This is a genomic window from Psychrobacillus sp. FSL K6-4615 (assembly GCF_038008225.1).
Lineage (GTDB): Bacteria > Bacillota > Bacilli > Bacillales_A > Planococcaceae > Psychrobacillus > Psychrobacillus psychrotolerans.
This window is the reverse complement of sequence record NZ_JBBOYQ010000001.1, coordinates 1,615,777-1,633,884: the sequence shown is the minus strand read 5'-3', so window position 1 is coordinate 1,633,884 and position 18,108 is coordinate 1,615,777. Positions and strand designations below refer to the sequence as shown.

Sequence of the window (18,108 nt, the reverse complement as noted above, 5' to 3'; positions counted from 1 at the left end):
TCCTATCTATTCTGCAAATTCCGATTCCCATTCATCTTTTACTTCTATTCCAAGGGCATCAACAGTATCTTTGTTTAAAACAAATTTCAAATTTTGTGGATATTGAACGGCCAAATCAGCTGGTTTACTTTCACCCTTCAAGATTTTAACAGCCATTTCTCCAGCTTCATAACCGATATCATAAAATTCAAAGCCATATGCACCTAATCCGCCACGTTTAACAGAATCGAACTCGCCTACCATCATCGGTAACTTATGCTCATTAGCAACATCTACTACGGATTCAAGAGCTGAAACAACCGTATTGTCAGTGATGATATATAAGGAGTCAACTTTCCCTATTAAAGATTCAGTTGCTTGCTTCACTTCAGCTGATGTTGAAACGGAAGCTTCTACTACATTTAGACCAACTTTGGCCATTTCTTCTTTTACTGCATCTACAGATGAACGTGAATTTTGCTCTCCTGCATTAAATACCATACCAACATTCTTTGCACCTAACTCATTTTTCAAAAATGCAATAGTATTTGGAATCGCATCAGGTTGTGTATCAACTGTTCCAGTTACATTTCCACCTGGGCTTTCCATTGAATCTACAAGTTCAGCATCAACAGCGTTAGTTACAGAAGTAAATACAATTGGAATGTCCTCTGTAAGAGCCGCAACTGCTTGAGCACTAGGCGTTGAATTGGCAAATATTAAATCGGCTCCTGAGTTTACTAGATTATTAGCAATAGTTGAGTTTAGACTATTATCATTTTGAGCATTCTCATATTGATATTCGACCTCGAGTCCTGCATCCTCAATGGCTTTTTGAAATCCTTCGTAAGCTGCATTTAATGATGGATGTTCTACAATTTGAGTAACACCTATTTTAAATACTTCTTTATCGTCAGACTTTACAGAAGTGGATTTTGTTGCAGCAGAATCATCTGTACCACATGCAGCTAATAGTAAAACAGCAGCGGATAATACCATACCAAACTTTTTCTTTGTTTTTCCCATCTTTAATACCCCCAGTTTACATTCAATACATCAGCGATTCAACTCGCTAAAGTATTACGATAAAGCAATGTTACACCGGATAAGAATAATAGTCAATAACATTATGAATTATTAATTAATTTAATTTGTATGCTGCTATTTTTTACTTATTGCCTTTAAGGTTAAAACCCTTACGATGTATATTAAATCTGCTATGATATAACTAATAATCCGAATTAGGAGGTATATAAATGACTACTGTAATTATTATTAGTATTTTTATTTTCTTAATAGTATTAGGTCTCACTATTTTCACTATTAATAAAGGGTACGCATTTAAGCATACAATTGATGATTTACCTGAAAAAGACGATAAAAAAACGCATAGCCATAATGGCTAATGCGTTTTTTCATTCATGCACAATTTAATTGTTTACTTTTACTTTATCTTTATCTTTTTTAATTTGTTTACTTCTTAATTGACCACATGCAGCGTCGATATCACTACCTTGCTCCATACGAACACCACAATTAATCCCTTTGTTTTTCAATGTTTGGAAGAAAGCACTAATCGATTTTTCATCACTTCGTTGATATTGACCATGCTCATCTACTGGATTGTATGGGATTAAGTTCACATACGAAAGATGACGTTTGTTTTCTAGAAGTTTAGCAAGTTGAAGTGCTTCTTCTACATGGTCATTTACATCTTTGAGTAGTATATATTCAAAAGTAATACGACGATTTTTCTTCTCTAAATAATAATCTACAGCTGCCATTACTTTTTCAATAGGGAATGCCTTATTGATAACCATAATTCTCGAGCGAAGCTCATCATTAGGAGCATGCAATGAAACTGCAAGATTTACTTGAAGATCCTCTTCCGCAAAATCCATAATTTTCTTAGCAAGACCACTTGTTGATACTGTAATATGACGAGCACCAATAGCAAGTCCTTTTTGATCATTTACAGTACGTAGGAAGTTCATCAAGTTTTTATAGTTATCAAACGGCTCCCCGATACCCATAACAACGATATGGCTGACACGTTCTTCCTTTTGAATTTGGTCCAAATGGAATTGCACCTTCATGATTTGTTCCACAATTTCTCCTGCGTCAAGGTCACGGCTCTTTTTAAGTAATCCACTTGCACAGAAACTACATCCAATATTACAACCTACCTGCGTGGTCACACACACGGAAAGACCATATTTAAAGCGCATTAGAACAGTTTCGATTAAATTACCATCTTGCATTTCAAATAAGAATTTAATGGTGCCATCTGCAGATTCTTGCTTAACACTTTCCTTTAACGTCTGTATAACAAAATTTTCTTCCAAAATCTGAAGACATTCCTTGTTTACATTGGTCATTTCTGCAAAGCTTTGTACACGTTTAATGTACAACCAGTCCCAAACTTGCTCTGCGCGGAATTTTTTTTGGCCTTGACCCATTAGCCATTCGATTAACTGATCTCTTGTTAGACCATATATAGATTTTTTCATTATAAGCCCTCATTTCATGCGTATACAATTTGCCTATTATACTATAGTTATTTACCCAAGACAACTTATTATACTGGAAAAAAGGTTAAAAAGATATAATTATGCTTGTGTCATATCTATTTCTACTTCATTTTCTCTAATCCAATCACTGTAGCTACCAACATATAGCTGAACATTTTCATAGCCTGCCTCTTTCAAACAACCATACAAAGGCGCAGCTGTAACGCCACTACCACAATAAGCTATCACAGGTTTGTCAATTGGAGCTAATTGACTTAACTTTTCCTTTAATTCTTTCTGCTCTAGGAATTTCCCGTTTTTCTTCAGTTGCTCCCAGTCAAAATTTATAGCTGATGGGATATGCCCCGCAATTGAATCGATTGGTTCACTTTCACCTTTATAGCGTACATTTGATCTTGCATCTATTAATTGACCCTCTTTTTCCTGTGCTACAACTTTCCTTACTTCAGCCATTGTCAGTAACTTATCGTTGTTCCATTCAGGGATTGTTGAAGTATGTGGTAGGACAGACTCCATGTTAGAAACTGGTAACTTGCCCTTCAACTCTTCGTAGCCGGAACGGGATACATATATATGTTTAAATCCTGCCCACTCCAATAAGAAATAGGCACGTAACGCAAAAGGTGTAGCTCCTTGATCATAAATTACTATATAATCATCTAATTTTAAACCAGCTTGCTGAACCAGTCTTGTCATTTTTTCCTTCGAAATCATTGGATGACGACCATCTTGACTGCCCATATCTGATAAATCTTCTTCCAAATCCCAATATACTGCACCTTCTATATGTCCCTTGTTATACATTTGACGACCCGCACCTTTTTCACCAAGATCAAAGCGAGTATCGATAAAACGGGGATTATTCTCTAAAATCTCTCCTAATTCAATAAATACTTTTGCCATTTAAGCCCTCCTTTATAGTTGCGCATATACTGACTTCCACAAATGAAGTGTTTGTTCCTGCTCTAATAATTTTCGTTCCGCATCAATTTGCGTAATCGATTCTTGTAGTAACTTCAAACGTAGAGCCTCCGATTCAATATCCGAGTATTGTTCTATCCACATTCCTAAACGTTCTTTTTCATTCGATAGGTATTGATCTGCCTCCACTTTGGATTCATCGGATAAAGTATCACGTAATTTTTCTTTTTCATTATTCTCAAAAAAGCTCTTGGAATTTTTAAAATAGGATTTTACATGCTCATATTTAGTAATGCTTTCAAATGGTCCTACAAAATCTAGTAATTCTCTCTCGGTAACTTCATGTGGACTAAATGTAAAGCTTGAATTCAAATCTTTTAGTACGCGTATTTCTTCTTTTTCTAGTTGCAGGATTTGTTGCTGAATATATTGCAATATACGGAAATTGGAGACCCGCATTTCTTGTTCGATATCAAAACGTATCATTTTAAGAATATCCTTTAAAGCAATGTCCAATGCAATTGATGCGGATTTATTTGCAAATAATGATGGATTATATGCCTCTTTAAAGAACTCATTGAAACGATAATATACACGTTGTAATACGTAATAGAGTAGTGTATCTAGCTCCTGGTTAGCATCTTTTGCAATCTGTGTGTATTTAGAATTTGTATAGCGTTTACGAATATTTTGTTCTTGATTTCGAAGCTCGACTAGACGTTGGTCTTTTCGGGCCAGATTTACTTCCGTCTGTTCTATTAAGCCAAGTAGTTTCGATTGTTGACGAGTTGCTTCCTCTTCAAGAGCAGATATAGAGATTTGCTTCAGATCCTTTTCAAGAAAATGATGAAAAGATTCTTCAAACTGTTGCATTCCTTCATGCAATGATAATCCATCGAGTTTCTCTTTTAACCCTTGTAAACTAGATACCCCGTAAACTCTTGGGAAACGAATACCAAAACGTTGTAGTTCATCTTGGACGTATTGTTTTACTAAATTGGCCTCCTCTTCTGAATCTGCCAAATCGATGGCATTAACAACAAAGAACATTTTATCCAACTCGAAAGCATCTTTTACTCTTCCCAGCTGTATTAAAAACTCACGGTCTGCTTTTGAAAATGCATGGTTGAAATAAGTAACAAACAATACAGCATCAGCGTTCCGAATATAGTCAAAAGCTACTCCGGTATGTCTCGCATTAATCGAATCTGCTCCAGGTGTATCTACTAATGTCACACCTAGTCTCGTTAATTCACAATCATAATAAAAATCAATAAAATCTACAAAACAGCTTTTCGATTCATCCGCTACAAATTGGCCAAATTCATCTCCAGAAACATGCAGAACATTTCCAAATTGCCCTTTAAATGTTGGATATCCTTTATAAAATGCAGTAACGAATGATTTGTGTACCTCTTCAGCTACCTTCTCTTGCATAACCGTACTAGCTTTTTCAAAAGCTTCCTCTAATGTATGGACAGTTATTCCAAGCTGCTCATAAGCATAACTCACATCTTCTAAAATTTGCCCCTCTGATTTCAACACTACATCAGCAGTATTATGTAAATGATTTTCAGACACAGGATGAATTTTGTTAATAGCTGCGGTTGTAGGGTTTGGTGAAACCGGCAGCACATTTGCCCCCATTAAAGCATTAGAGAAACTAGATTTCCCGGCACTAAATGCACCAAATAACGCGATAGTAAATTGTTGATTTTCCACTCGTAAAGCTTTTCTTTTTATCGTTGCAGCAGCTTCTTCAAAAGCAGGTAATTCTGCTAATACTTCACCAATTCTTTTCGCACGACTCACTACTGCCTCCGCGGAGAGAAGAACTTCTTCGTCCTTTACTTCTTCTTCCTTTGCTACATTTACAATAGGTTGCTCCGTAGTATGCGCTTGTTCTTCATAATCTGTAATAGAACCTTCAAATTGAAGTCGTTCTTGTTCCCAGCTTTTTAATAATTTATCTCTGTCTTTTCTAATTGGCAACGAAGGAGTAGTGACGTTTTTTTCAAATGTTTCTATTCGTGTATCTATTTCTTCCAATGATTGAATAGCTAGCCTCTTTTCATTGAGCTCCGCTGTTTTTGATAGTATTTGGTCCTCATCTTCCAACGGACTTTCTTCTATATAATGTATACTTTCTTCTTTCCATACATCTGTTTGGTTGATGTAGTAACGATTTACCGCTTCTGTAACTCGATTGGCGAAATTTAGAATCGCATTACCAGTCGTACTTGCACCTTCGTGAAGAGAATTTTCAATCAGACTAGGAGAAATAGCAAACTGAATTTCATCAATCTGATGGATTTTTTCTTCTGTTAATAAGGAAACATCTTTTAACATACGTTTCATTAACAATTTCATATGAGAAGTTATATTGGTAGAAATTATTTTTTCTAACATGCTAATAATTTCGTTAAGTCTACTTTGTCTTTCTTCTTCAGTTTTCTTTTTACTACCCAAAAATCCAACTTTAAATGTAGGTTGCTTACTTTCTGCATAAGACTTTAAAGCTTCACGCATTTCAAACGTCATTATAGAAGCATTTTCAAGTATGTTTTTTCGAAGTTCTTCAAATGTTTTTCTCCAAAGCGTAACATCTTGAAGTTTTACTTGCGTTTGAGCTAGTTCCAATTGTTCTTTGATATCCTCTTTATTATTCCAATCTTCTTCACTTAGCTGACTTTCAAAGGCTTCAAAACAAGTAGCTTTTTCATCCTCTAAAAAATGTAAATGCTCATCTTTTAACTTTTCTAGCGTTGCCTGGGCCAGTGTAAGATAGTAATCCTCTTTATTTTCAATAGAACTAGTAACGATTTGTTGAACTTGCGGAAAATCATTATGTATGAAATCTTTATTTTTTAGGCTTGTATAAAATATTCCTTTCGGATCAACCGACCACGATTTAAATGCATCTGTAACAGATTGCTTATAAGCTGCAAATGGTAGTTCTTCTTCTCTGTGCTTATCTACCTGATTTACGATTAAATATACATTCTCATTATAATGAAGTAATTGCTTTGTAAATTGAAAGTTTAACTCAGACTGAACATGATTGTAATCCATCACATAGAAAACAATATCTGCCAAATGAAGGGCAGATTCGGTGGAAATGCGGTGTGCATCATCAGTCGAGTCAACTCCAGGAGTATCCATTATAGTAATTCCTTTGGGAAGATTAGACCCAGCATGTCCTATTTCAATTTGAGATACTTTACTTCCGTCTTTTGAATATTTTTTTACTAATTGAATATCATACTCCCCTGAAAATCTAACAGGTGGTTGATCCACAAAGTGAACAAGAGCATAATTTTCTTCTGTATTTTGAACCGTCACAATATTTGCAGAGGTTGGAATCGGGCTAGTTGGCAGTATTTGCTCATCAACTAAGGCATTAATCATACTAGATTTCCCTGCAGAAAAGTGACCTGCAAAAGCGATAGTAAATGTGCCTTTTTCTAATTTTCCTGCAAATAATTTAGACTTACGATAGCGTTCATCATCATTATTCTGTTGGAAAATCGTTGCTAGTAAAGCATTTTGTTCTTTTATCATTTGTAATTCATTTGAGTTCTGCATATAAAAAGTTAATCTCCTTCATAATTCGACAATGTACATCTATCATAGCAAAGTTTTAAAGCCTAAAACAATATTCTTTCACTCTTTTAGTTAATAAGAAAAACCGAGCAAAAAGATGTCCGGTCCTTAAGGAACTGAAACGTAGATATACCGTCAATTTCCGCTCCGAGTGGTCGCTTTCCATGGGCACGGCTTCCTGCCCTTTCTTAAATTCAGAACTCGGACTACTTGAAAGAATGAAGACCACTGCTGATTTCCGCTTCAGGCGGACGCTTTCCGCAAGCTTGGCTTCACCCTCCTCGTTCGCTATGCTCCTGCGGGGTCTTCAGCTCAAGCTATCCTGATTGAGTCGCCGCCTTGCGCTCCGATCAAAATAGGGAGTAGTACTCAATCATAAGATTTCGCGTAGCCTCTCGCTTAAATGATAAGAGTGGTCAAAGTTAAAAGGATAAAATCGTACAGTGTTCATCGTAAATTTTTAAATACTTTCCTAAACTTTTAAAAATGACTCTACTTGTTTTCACAAATAAAGTCATTTCGTCTTTGTTTCATATTGTTTTCGCTTTAGGAGCTATAGATTTTAAAATATATGCCGTTACCCCACCATAAACTAAAATAGCTGATCCAATGAAAATAGCTAACAAAATAATCGCCCTCTCAACTGAATTTGATATTCATTCTCATTGACATAATACCATAGTATATTTTAAATTTCTACAATACCTATTCTTTTTTCCTATATAACATGTTAAAATTGATACATCTATACTAGTTGGAGGGTTAAAATGAGTACTACTAAACATATTCAAACAATTTTAAATGGAACAATCCAATCCTTAAAGTCAGTTATACCAATTTCAATGGATATAAAGTCACCTTCCCTGATGGTTCAACCATTTGTGCAAAAGGAAATGGGCGTACTTATCGGAATCATCGGTGATATTAAAGGGCGAATTATTATTGACTCTACGGCTGAAGCCTTTTCAGCAATTGGAGCTACTATGTTCGGAATGCCATTAGAAGGTGAAATGCTCGAATCATTTACAGGTGAACTCGGGAATATGATAGCAGGTAATCTATGTACCTCCGTTGCTTCAAGTGGAGTTGAAATTGATATTACTCCACCTACTGTTATTGTTGGTACTAGCAGGTTATATGGTTTCCAACATGCTTTTAGACTGCCTGTAGAAATTGAAAATATAGGTGAAATGACCATAATCTTAACGATAGATGAATAGAAAACGGAGCCTCCTTTTAATAGGAAGGTTCTTTTTTTTTGCTTAAAATCATTACAGGAAGGTAATTGTGTTCCAAAAATACCAGATTTCACATATATTTCACAGTTAATAACCGTATGTGTGATTTTTATCACATCATCTCACGACTATTATATTTATGATGAGACTATAGAGTTTAGTAGAAGGAGGTGTAAGTAAATGTCGAAAAAGAAAGAAAAAGACTCTGATTTAAAAGGGACACTTTATTCCGTAGGTTTAGTTGGCGCATTTATATTAGTTACTTGGTTCTTGGCATTCTACTTATTCATAGACAGATTTTGAATTTAAATTGGAGGTTTAAGACTTATGCATATTCATAAGTATGAAAAGTGGTGGCTAACATTTGGGATTAGCTCATTGGTATTATTTTTAACTATCGTCGGTTTTAGTGCATTTCATTATGGTTCCCATCCCCCTTCCGGGAAAATTTATATCGACCCTGAGCGAGTTGATGAGATAGCTCCTTTTAATAAACCAGGAGTTCATAAAGTAGAAGGTGAAGAGTGGGATTATGAAGTAGTTCTTGTAGCGTCTGCGTTCTATTATAATCCACCAGAAATAGAAGTACCTTTAGGTTCGACCATAAAGTTCATAGCAACTACTAAAGATGTAGTTCATGGATTTCAAGTTGCTGGAACTAATATTAATATGATTCTAGAGCCAGGTTATGTTTCGGAATATGTAACAACAGTTGACAAACCTGGTGAATTTTTAATTTTATGTAATGAATATTGTGGCGTAGGACATACCACAATGACGTCCATGTTAAAGGTGGTAGAGTAAAATGACAACGATTAAAGAAAAAGCACAAGAATTTGTAAGAGTTGATCGACGCGATGGGAAACTGGCACTAGCTCATATATATGTAGCATTTATCGCTTTATTCATCGGGGGGCTTTGTGGATTATTACAAGTCCTTGTCCGCTCAGGTCAATTTACACTCCCTTGGGGGATTGGCTATTATCAAGTATTAACTATCCATGGGGTTTTATTAGGTCTTATCTTAACAACTTATTTTATATTAGGTTTTCAAATTGCTGCAATTAGTAAAACATCCGGTACGTTATCAGACAAACAACGATTAGTCGGGTGGATTGGTTTCTGGGTAATGACTGCAGGTACAGTTGCTGCTTCCATAATGGTATTACTCAATGAAGCTTCTGTATTGTATACTTTTTACGCACCACTTCAAGCACATTGGATTTTCTACGTAGGTATGGCACTAGTTGTAGTTGGGTCATGGATAGTAGCTATTGCACAGATTATGAAATATGTGGAATGGCGTAAAGCAAATCCAGGGCAACCTAGCCCACTCTTATCATTTATGGTAATTGTCAATTTGGCGATGTGGATTATCTGTTCTTTAGGAGTAGCTGTAGAAGTAGTATTCCAACTAATTCCTTGGTCATTAGGATGGGTGGATAAGGTTGATGTATTGCTTTCTCGTACATTATTCTGGTATTTCGGTCATCCATTAGTGTACTTCTGGTTGTTACCTGCCTATATGGTTTGGTATGTTGTTATTCCTAAGATCATTGGAGGGAAAATATTCTCTGATGCATTAGCAAGGCTTTCCTTTATGTTATTTTTACTCTTCTCCATTCCTGTTGGTTTCCATCATCAATTGACAGAACCCGGGATTGATTCGTTCTGGAAGTTCTTACAAGTAGTATTAACAATGATGGTTGTTATCCCTTCATTGTTAACGGCTTTCTCTATGTTCGCTACTTTTGAGTTACGAGGAAGACAACTGGGTGGTCGTGGATTATTCGGTTGGTTCAAAAAACTACCATGGAATGATGCTAGGTTTACAGTTCCATTTATCGGTATGGCAGCATTTATCCCTGCTGGTGCTGGTGGTATTATTAATGCTTCTCATCAGATGAATGCATTAATACACAACACTATTTGGGTAACTGGACATTTCCATTTAACTCTGGCAACGACAGTTGTACTGACTTTCTTTGGAGCCGCTTATTGGTTAATACCTCATCTTACGGGTAGAGTATTGACGAAACAAATGAACAAGTTAGCAATTATTCAGGCTATTGTTTGGGCATTTGGAATGTCGATCATGTCAGGTGCAATGCATGTTGTAGGATTAATGGGTGCGCCTCGTCGTTCGGATTTCTCCACTTATGGTGGTGCACAACAAGCAACTGAATGGATACCTTATCAAATAGCACAAGCAGTTGGAGGAACAATTCTTTTCATCGGGATCATATTAGTACTTTATATTGTTGCAAATTTATTATGGTTTGCTCCTAAGGGTGAAACAGAATTCCCTGTTGGTGAAGTTTCAGAGAACGCGGAAAAGACTCCAATGTGGTTGGAAAATTGGAAGATTTGGTTAACAATTTGTATTGCATTAATCCTATTTGCTTACACTGTTCCAGTCTTTGAGATGATTCAAAATGCTCCTCCAGGTTCAAAAGGTTATAAATTCTGGTAACAATAAAATATTAAAAAATGGTTAGTCGAGACTTATGTCCAGACTAACCATTTTTCTATAGTCCACTAGGAACAGAAAAGCACCTAAAATAAATACCAAAAACAATTCCCTTTATAAGAAAAACCGGGTAAAAAACGCCCAGTCTTCTAATAATTGAAACGTAGATATGCCGTTGATATCCGCTCCCGGCGGACGCTTTCCATGGGCATGGCTTCAGCTGCTCCCCTCGTTATGTTCAGTCCAGGGTCTTTAGCAAGCAAACCCCTCGGAAGGCCAACAGGGCACGAAGGCGTTGCCACATGGTGCACATAGCATTTTATGAACCCCACCTGAACGGAAATCAGTATTATTCAATCTTAAAAATTCTGTAAACCCGGTGTTTATACTGCAATTTTTTTATAGTTTCTTAATCTTTTAAAAAGACCCAAGCAACATCATCGCTTGGGTCACCTATTATTTAAAGGTTATAGATTTTTGTATACTTTTCTTCTAAATAATCAGCAAGGTATTTACCGTTAAGACCTTCACCTGTTGCTGCTTTCAGAATATCTAAAGGTTTTTTAAGAGCACCATACTGATGCACGTTTTGTGTAAGCCATTCCTTGATAGGTGCTAAATGGCCTTGTTCTAACAAACTATCAAACTGTGGAATATCCTTTAGCATCGCCGCTTTAAATTGAGATGCATATATATAACCAAGAGCATAGGATGGGAAGTAACCGAAACTTGCTCCAGCCCAATGGACATCCTGCAAAATTCCTTCTGCGTTAGTAGATGGTCTAACACCCAAATATTCTTCGTACTTAGAATTCCAAATTTCAGGGAGATCTTCTACTTTCAAATCACCGTTAAACAATCCTTTTTCAATCTCATACCGAATCATAATATGAAGAGCATATGTCAGCTCATCCGCCTCGATTCGGATTAAAGAAGGTTTTACTTCATTGATAGCTCGAAGAAAGTCTTCCACAGGAACTTCCCCAAATTGTTCAGGTGAATAGCTTTGTAGCTTTTCATAATTTTGTTCCCAGAACTTTGGATTACGTCCTACAAAATTCTCATAAAACAGTGATTGAGATTCATGAATACCCATTGAAGCCCCACCCGCTAGTGGTGTACCTGTTAACTCTTCTGCAACATTCTGCTCGTATATCGCGTGACCACATTCATGAATAGTACCAAATATTGCCGAACGGAAGTCGAACTCATCATACTTAGTCGTGATGCGCACGTCACCTCTATTTAATCCAGTAGCAAATGGATGCACTGTTTCATCTAATCTTCCCGCATCAAAATCATATCCAAGCTGTTTTAGTATATCTAAACTAAAGGACTCTTGTTTTTGTTTATCAAAAGATTGGAACAAGAAATCTGTTTTTGGCTGGTTTGGAGATTCTGAAATGCGCTTTAATAACGACACAATTTTTTCTCTTAGTTCATTAAAAACTTGATCTAAAATTTCAGTCGTCATGCCAGGCTCATACTGGTCCAACAATACATTATAAGGATTGTTATCTGTAACTCCCCAATACTCTACAAAGTTCTTTAGCGTAGCAACCATTTCAGTTAAATATGGTTGGAACATAGACCAATCATTGTTGTTTTTTGCTTCTTCCCAAACAGACTCTGATTTAGATTGAAGAATAACAAATTTCTTGTATTCATCTGCTGGAATTTTCTTGCTGAGATTATATTCCTTTTTTACTTCTTCAAACACACGTTTACTTACTTCGTTTACAGAATCCAGCTCATGTTCCATCTGGTCTAGTAATTCTTTAAGATCGTCTGAAGTCGATAAATTAAATACATCCGTTGCAAGTACTCCTACAACTTCAGATCTCTGATCAATACCTTTTTTCGGAGCACCAGTACGCATATCCCAATAAAGCACCCCTAATGCTTCTTGATAAGCACCAATTTTCTTCACATAATCTAAAAAATTTTGTTCTACAGACATTTCTATTCCCCCTTGATTCATTTCGAAATTGGTGTAGGTAATACCCCTGTAAATCTACTTTCTTGTAATGCTTCTTCTTCATTTAACAATAAATGAATTTCCCCGTAATCACTAGATGTACGGATCAAACGCCCAATACCTTGTTGTAATCTTAAAAGCATAAATGGCAATTCTACTTCCTCAAATGGATTGTTAGAGAAAGAACGTTTTGCATCAAATAGTGGATCTACAGGTGGAAATGGTAGATCGTAAATTATAACTCTGGTTAAGGCTTCTAAAGGTAAATCTAACCCTTCCCAAAGATGATAGGAACATAAAGTGGAGTATTCTCCATTTTGGAATTCTTTTACAATGGTTGAAAGCTCCCGATCTCCTTCAAAGACGATATCGCTTCTATCACCTATAGTAGCTCGGAAAGAAGCCATTGCTGCTTTGGATTTAAACAAAATAAGGGTTTGCATTGGGTTATTTAATAGTTTCTCCACATGATAAGGCTTCTCTTGCTGTTCCATTTCCTCCGTGTATATCTTCATCACTTCGTCATAATCAAATGGAGATGCCACAGAGAACGATTGGAATTTTTCGATTCCTAAAGAATCTGCAATATACGTAAAGTCCTTTTCTATAGATAATGTAGCAGAAGAAAAGACAATTGGTATTTTAGATGTAAATAATTTTTCATGTAAGATATCCGTAACTAATCTTGGCATGATGATTAACGTTTCATAACCATCAATGATCTCTAACCATTCAATTCCGTCCCCTTTTTCGGTGAATAAACGAAGAGAGAATGTGTATTGCTCTAAAAATTCTTCTACCATACGTAGCTCGTATTCCGGAATCGTATATAACTCTGACTCGAATACAAATTCCTCTAACAAGCTGTCGGTTACCCGAATAGCTTGTTTACATAATTCCATTAACTCTACAGATTTATCAACCTTCATGCGGTCGGTTTCTTCCATGTTACTACCAATACGTAACAAACCAAACATTTTATCGTGTAATTCTTGGAGAACTTCCATTAAGTTCAATGTTTTTTCTCGCACACCGTCAACCATTACTTTTTCCAGTAATCGAATAAGTGTTTCACTTTGAATTTCGTACGTTAAAGCTTTTTGAGCAGCGAATTCAAGTAAATGCCCTTCATCTAATACGGCCATTGATACCTCGGGTAATAATGGCATTTGACCTTCACGTATACGAGATTCTTTTGTCCAAATATGCTCCATTAAAAATTCATGTGAGCAAATGATTAAGTCTGTAGACTCACGATAATGCTGGCGATGAATTGTTTGTCCACAACGATTTCGCAAATCACAAACCATACATTGCTGAGTTGGATGATAATTAACTTTCTGCCAATCCTCATCGCTTACTCCAGCAAACTGACTGCGCTCTCCATATGGATAAATTTTTTGCATAGATGAATGTGCATATACAAAGTCCGGAACTTGATCTTCAATTTCTTCTAAGAAATATTCATTATCATCATCTTTTTGTGCTTCTTCTAATCGTTTCAAACATAAATATTGATCACGTGATTTTGCTAATCGCACATCAATTTTTATATCTAAATAGTTTTGAAGTTTAAAAATATCTCCAGCTTCTTTTACAAGTTGTTCAATTAGCGTTTCATCTGCGCATGCGATTAAAGCCGGTTTTCCCGAATAACGAGCATACGCAATAGCCGGAAGCAAATAAGCAATGGTTTTACCAGTACCTACTCCTGCTTCAGCAAATAGCACATTTCTTTCTTTTAACGTTTTTTCAATTTGATATGCCATGAAAATCTGTTCGTCGCGACACTCAAAACCTTTTTCGGGTAATTCATCATATAATACATCACCCATCCAGTCTCCTAATGATTCGAAGAAAGAACGGTCTTTTGAAAGTTGGAATGGTAAAGCTTGCTTCATCTAAAAACTCCCTTAAATAATAATATAACAGCAAGGGGAACTAGTCCCCCTTACTGTTATGAACGTTTACCCCAGAACTGATAGTAGTCCGTTCGAATAAATCCATTAAATAATTTACGCTTCTTAGTTGCACGTCTACCGTATACATTCTCAAAGTTTTCCATAGACGATAACATATAGACAGACCAGGAAGGATACTGGCTCATTAAATACCCTAGTTCACCAATAACCTGCTCGATTTCTTCCACTTCACCAATACGTTCTCCGTAAGGTGGGTTACTAACTATTACTCCATCTGTCAAAGATGTAGTAAAATCCTTTGCATGCATTTGTTTGAATGTGATTATATCACCAAATCCAGATTCAAATGCGTTTTGTTCCGCAATTTGAATCATTTTAGGATCAAGGTCTGAACCGAAAATTTGAAGTTCTTGATCATAATTAGCCAATGATTCTGCCTCATTACGTACTTCTTCCCAAACTGTTTTTGGCATCCACGGCCATGCTTCACTATGAAAATCGCGATTAAACCCTGGTGCAATATTTTGTCCAATCATTGCTGCTTCAATCGGAATAGTACCGGATCCACAAAAAGGATCTACAAATGGTCGGTTCGGATTCCATTTAGAAATTTTCACTAAAGCTGCGGCAAGTGTTTCCTTTAGTGGTGCTTCCCCTTGTCCATGGCGGTAACCACGTTTATGAAGACCTGCACCACTTGTATCTATTGTAATGGTAGCTATATCTTTTAATATACTTATTTCCAGTTTGAATGTTGCTCCAGATTCATCTAAAAAACCAGTTCTTTTATGTGCTAATTTTAAGCGTTCCACTACTGCTTTTTTTACTATTGCTTGACAGTCTGGTACGCTGAATAATGTTGATTTGACTGATTTTCCTTGAACCGGAAATGCTGCATCGACAGGTAAATACTTTTCCCATTGTACAGCTTTTGTGCCTTCAAACAGTTGATCAAAGGTTTTTACCGGAAACTGAGCAGCTACTATTTTAACTCTGTCTGCAACACGTAACCAAATATTTGCACGCGCAATTGCACGCTCGTCCCCTTCAAAATAAACCTTGCCATTTTCCGTTGTTGTTTCATATCCTAATGCTTTTACTTCATCTGCAACGATTGATTCTAATCCCATAGCTGACGTTGCTACTAATTTAAATGTTGTCATTATATATTCCTTTCCTGTCTATAAATTTCCCATAACTCGATAAAATCCATAAGCTCCTTTGCCGCTAATGGTTTACTATAATAATATCCTTGAATGATATCGCAGCCCATTTGCTGTAAAAGCTTTACTTGACCTATCGTTTCTACTCCCTCTGCTACAACTTTTATATGCAGCCGATGAGCCATTAATATGATTGTCTCTACTATAGCTTGCTTATCTTGTAAGTTAGTAATTTGTTGAATAAAACTTTTATCTATTTTCAAATAATTTAGTGGGAATCTATTCAAATAACTTAGAGATGAGTATCCAGTTCCAAAATCATCAATTGAAATTTTAAAACCCATTGCTTTTAGTTTAACAAGTTTATTTACTATATCGTCTGAATCCTTCATCACTGTACGTTCTGTAAGCTCTAATTCCAATAGGTGCGGACTACAATTATATTGCATTAGTATAGAATTTATACGTTCTATAAAATCATCCTGTTGAAAATGGACAGATGCGACATTAATGGACACCGGTAATATATGTATCTTCCCTTGAGATCTTGACTCCAGTATATCCAAACAAACTTTTTCTAATATTACCTCACTTAAAGGAATAATTAGACCAGTATCCTCCGCAATTGGTATAAATTCAGCGGGTGAGACAAAACCTAACTTAACATTGTTCCATCTTACTAAAGCTTCTACCCCAATTATATCTTGTTTAGCTAACCCGATTTTTGGTTGATAGTGAATGAAAAAGTCTTTATTTTGAATAGCTTTTCTGAGCTCTGCTTCTAGTCCAATTATTCGTTTAGAGTCTTTCTTTAAATCATCAAAATAAAAAGCATATTGGTTTCTACCATTTTGTTTTGCAAAATACATTGCCTTGTCTGCTTTATTTATCAATTTCTCAATATCTTTACCATCTTGCGGAAAAATACTAATTCCTATACTTGCAGTGACATATACTTCTGTATCATTTATGAGAAATGGTTTGTTAAAGAGCTTTGTAATATCCTTAGCCAAGTTTGCAGCTTCTTTTTGATATTCTATGTTGAATCTAGAAAAGACAAATTCGTCTGCACCATAACGAGCAAAAATATCGGAAGAACCAGCTATCGAGTTTATTCTGTTAGTAACCTCTATTAATATTTGGTCACCTACTTCATGCCCCAAGGTGTCGTTTATCTGCTTAAACCGATCTAAATCAATAAATAATATAGCATGACTATGTATCGAATTATTTACTTTCCCAAATAATAATTCATTAAAAGTATTTCGATTCAGAATATTGGTTAATAAATCGGATTGAGTTAGTTCTTCAAGTTCTTTTTCCGTCTCTTTTTCTATAGTGATATCGGAAAAAACCCCGTAATAATTGGTGAGCTGCCCTTGTTTATCAAATACGCTATAAATAGAAAGAATTTCTGGATATATTTCTCCATTTTTTCGTCTATTCCAAATCTCGCCCCTCCATGATCCATAGGAGCGAATTTTAGACCACATTACTTTATAAAAATCGGCATCCTGTTTCCCGGATTGTAATATGTTTGGATATTTCCCGAGGATTTCAGATGACCGATAACCTGTAAGTGTCTCAAAAGCATTATTTACCATAGTAATTTGCATTTTTTCATTTGTAATCATAATACCTTCAGTTGTTGACTGAAGAATTTGTTCCAATAATTCAATTGAAAAGCTCTGTAAACGTTCGGGTGGTTGTTTTTTCAGAATCTTTTACCTCCCCTATTACGTAATTCAGTAAAATTATTCATATAATAGAAAAGCTCTCCGTTAATGGAGAGCTTCTTAGTTATTAAATATAGCCACTCATACACTCAATAAGCCATGTTTTGTTTCCACGGTACTCAAACGGTGCATTACCTCGTACGTATGTGGACGGCAATCATCTATCTACAGATGAAATCTGTTTTTCTATCCGTTCAATTCCTTCAAGAAAATGCCCCTACCATAATTTGGGTTTCTCACTCGTGGGGTTTACCTCGTTCCACCTGTATAGTTTCCTATACAGCTCCGTCACTGTGGCACTTTCAGAGATTGTCAGCCATATCCTAAGACTTAGGCCTTCATCCCGCCGTTAGCTATTAATAGCTACCTTAGTTTATTTTTTCACTAAGCACGAACACTACATTCATCGCAGAATTGTGTGAGCATGGACTTTCCTCTACAATGTCTAGCATTGCAGCGATTGCCCGAATATATAAGTGGTATTTCCATTATATACGAATCTCCAAAGTTTTTCAATATAAGATTATGCCAAATTGCCTTTAGCATCTTTTTTCGTAAGTCATGCCC

The 18,108-nt window shown here is 35.9% G+C and carries 13 protein-coding genes and 1 other RNA gene; 5 read left to right on the top strand and 9 right to left on the bottom strand.

The window, feature by feature from the left end:
• Positions 1–6: 6 nt before the first annotated feature.
• Positions 7–1,005 (bottom strand): ABC transporter substrate-binding protein, encoded by a 999-nt coding sequence (locus MKX53_RS07870; protein WP_093534575.1) that lies wholly within the window; start codon positions 1,003–1,005, stop codon positions 7–9.
• A 230-nt stretch (positions 1,006–1,235) separates the two neighbouring features.
• Here MKX53_RS07870 and ytzI point away from each other — a divergent pair, with 230 nt between their 5' ends.
• Positions 1,236–1,385: a YtzI protein gene (gene ytzI, locus MKX53_RS07865; protein WP_094030739.1), complete on the top strand. Its 150-nt coding sequence runs from the start codon at positions 1,236–1,238 to the stop codon at positions 1,383–1,385.
• 24 nt (positions 1,386–1,409) lie between these two features.
• Here ytzI and rlmN read toward each other — a convergent pair whose 3' ends face one another.
• The 3 genes from rlmN to MKX53_RS07850 form a co-directional block, all read right to left on the bottom strand.
• Positions 1,410–2,489: a 23S rRNA (adenine(2503)-C(2))-methyltransferase RlmN gene (rlmN, locus tag MKX53_RS07860; RefSeq protein WP_340910416.1), complete on the bottom strand. Its 1,080-nt coding sequence runs from the start codon at positions 2,487–2,489 to the stop codon at positions 1,410–1,412.
• A 99-nt stretch (positions 2,490–2,588) separates the two neighbouring features.
• A complete protein-coding gene (locus tag MKX53_RS07855; protein WP_340910414.1) occupies positions 2,589–3,413 on the bottom strand; it encodes a sulfurtransferase in 825 nt (274 codons plus the stop codon).
• Positions 3,414–3,425: 12 nt separating this feature from the next.
• A complete protein-coding gene (locus tag MKX53_RS07850; protein WP_340910413.1) occupies positions 3,426–7,016 on the bottom strand; it encodes a dynamin family protein in 3,591 nt (1,196 codons plus the stop codon).
• 785 nt (positions 7,017–7,801) lie between these two features.
• On the opposite strand from MKX53_RS07850, the gene MKX53_RS07845 reads away from it, so the two are divergent.
• From MKX53_RS07845 to MKX53_RS07830, 4 genes are all read left to right on the top strand, one after another.
• On the top strand, positions 7,802–8,254 hold the full coding sequence (locus MKX53_RS07845) for a chemotaxis protein CheX (protein ID WP_340910411.1): 453 nt from the start codon (positions 7,802–7,804) through the stop codon (positions 8,252–8,254).
• A gap of 198 nt (positions 8,255–8,452) precedes the next feature.
• Positions 8,453–8,575 carry a cytochrome c oxidase subunit 2A gene (locus MKX53_RS07840; protein WP_340910409.1) on the top strand — a complete coding sequence of 41 codons (123 nt, stop codon included), beginning with the start codon at positions 8,453–8,455 and terminating at the stop codon, positions 8,573–8,575.
• 24 nt (positions 8,576–8,599) lie between these two features.
• Positions 8,600–9,076: a cytochrome B5 gene (locus MKX53_RS07835; RefSeq protein ID WP_340910407.1), complete on the top strand. Its 477-nt coding sequence runs from the start codon at positions 8,600–8,602 to the stop codon at positions 9,074–9,076.
• A 1-nt stretch (position 9,077) separates the two neighbouring features.
• Positions 9,078–10,745 (top strand): b(o/a)3-type cytochrome-c oxidase subunit 1, encoded by a 1,668-nt coding sequence (locus MKX53_RS07830; RefSeq protein ID WP_340910405.1) that lies wholly within the window; start codon positions 9,078–9,080, stop codon positions 10,743–10,745.
• A 457-nt stretch (positions 10,746–11,202) separates the two neighbouring features.
• Here MKX53_RS07830 and MKX53_RS07825 read toward each other — a convergent pair whose 3' ends face one another.
• From MKX53_RS07825 to rnpB, 5 genes are all read right to left on the bottom strand, one after another.
• A complete protein-coding gene (locus MKX53_RS07825; RefSeq protein WP_340910402.1) occupies positions 11,203–12,702 on the bottom strand; it encodes a carboxypeptidase M32 in 1,500 nt (499 codons plus the stop codon).
• A 17-nt stretch (positions 12,703–12,719) separates the two neighbouring features.
• On the bottom strand, positions 12,720–14,621 hold the full coding sequence (locus tag MKX53_RS07820) for an ATP-dependent DNA helicase (RefSeq protein ID WP_340910400.1): 1,902 nt from the start codon (positions 14,619–14,621) through the stop codon (positions 12,720–12,722).
• 56 nt (positions 14,622–14,677) lie between these two features.
• Positions 14,678–15,805, bottom strand: coding sequence for a THUMP domain-containing class I SAM-dependent RNA methyltransferase (locus MKX53_RS07815; RefSeq protein ID WP_093534598.1), 1,128 nt, complete (start codon positions 15,803–15,805; stop codon positions 14,678–14,680).
• Positions 15,805–17,484, bottom strand: a complete 1,680-nt coding sequence (locus tag MKX53_RS07810) for a putative bifunctional diguanylate cyclase/phosphodiesterase (RefSeq protein WP_340913291.1) — start codon at positions 17,482–17,484, stop codon at positions 15,805–15,807. Before MKX53_RS07810 ends, MKX53_RS07815 begins: the two co-directional genes overlap by 1 nt.
• 145 nt (positions 17,485–17,629) lie before the next feature.
• Positions 17,630–18,013: RNase P RNA component class B (gene rnpB, locus MKX53_RS07805), an RNA gene on the bottom strand.
• Between the last annotated feature and the right edge of the window lie 95 nt (positions 18,014–18,108).

Bases quoted from the DNA above. Each gene is read 5' to 3' on its own strand.
- MKX53_RS07870 (WP_093534575.1), bottom strand. From the start codon at position 1,005: ATGGGAAAAACAAAGAAAAAGTTTGGTATGGTATTATCCGCTGCTGTT.
- ytzI (WP_094030739.1), top strand. From the start codon at position 1,236: ATGACTACTGTAATTATTATTAGTATTTTTATTTTCTTAATAGTATTA.
- rlmN (WP_340910416.1), bottom strand. From the start codon at position 2,489: ATGAAAAAATCTATATATGGTCTAACAAGAGATCAGTTAATCGAATGG.
- MKX53_RS07855 (WP_340910414.1), bottom strand. From the start codon at position 3,413: ATGGCAAAAGTATTTATTGAATTAGGAGAGATTTTAGAGAATAATCCC.
- MKX53_RS07850 (WP_340910413.1), bottom strand. From the start codon at position 7,016: ATGCAGAACTCAAATGAATTACAAATGATAAAAGAACAAAATGCTTTA.
- MKX53_RS07845 (WP_340910411.1), top strand. From the start codon at position 7,802: ATGAGTACTACTAAACATATTCAAACAATTTTAAATGGAACAATCCAA.
- MKX53_RS07840 (WP_340910409.1), top strand. From the start codon at position 8,453: ATGTCGAAAAAGAAAGAAAAAGACTCTGATTTAAAAGGGACACTTTAT.
- MKX53_RS07835 (WP_340910407.1), top strand. From the start codon at position 8,600: ATGCATATTCATAAGTATGAAAAGTGGTGGCTAACATTTGGGATTAGC.
- MKX53_RS07830 (WP_340910405.1), top strand. From the start codon at position 9,078: ATGACAACGATTAAAGAAAAAGCACAAGAATTTGTAAGAGTTGATCGA.
- MKX53_RS07825 (WP_340910402.1), bottom strand. From the start codon at position 12,702: ATGTCTGTAGAACAAAATTTTTTAGATTATGTGAAGAAAATTGGTGCT.
- MKX53_RS07820 (WP_340910400.1), bottom strand. From the start codon at position 14,621: ATGAAGCAAGCTTTACCATTCCAACTTTCAAAAGACCGTTCTTTCTTC.
- MKX53_RS07815 (WP_093534598.1), bottom strand. From the start codon at position 15,805: ATGACAACATTTAAATTAGTAGCAACGTCAGCTATGGGATTAGAATCA.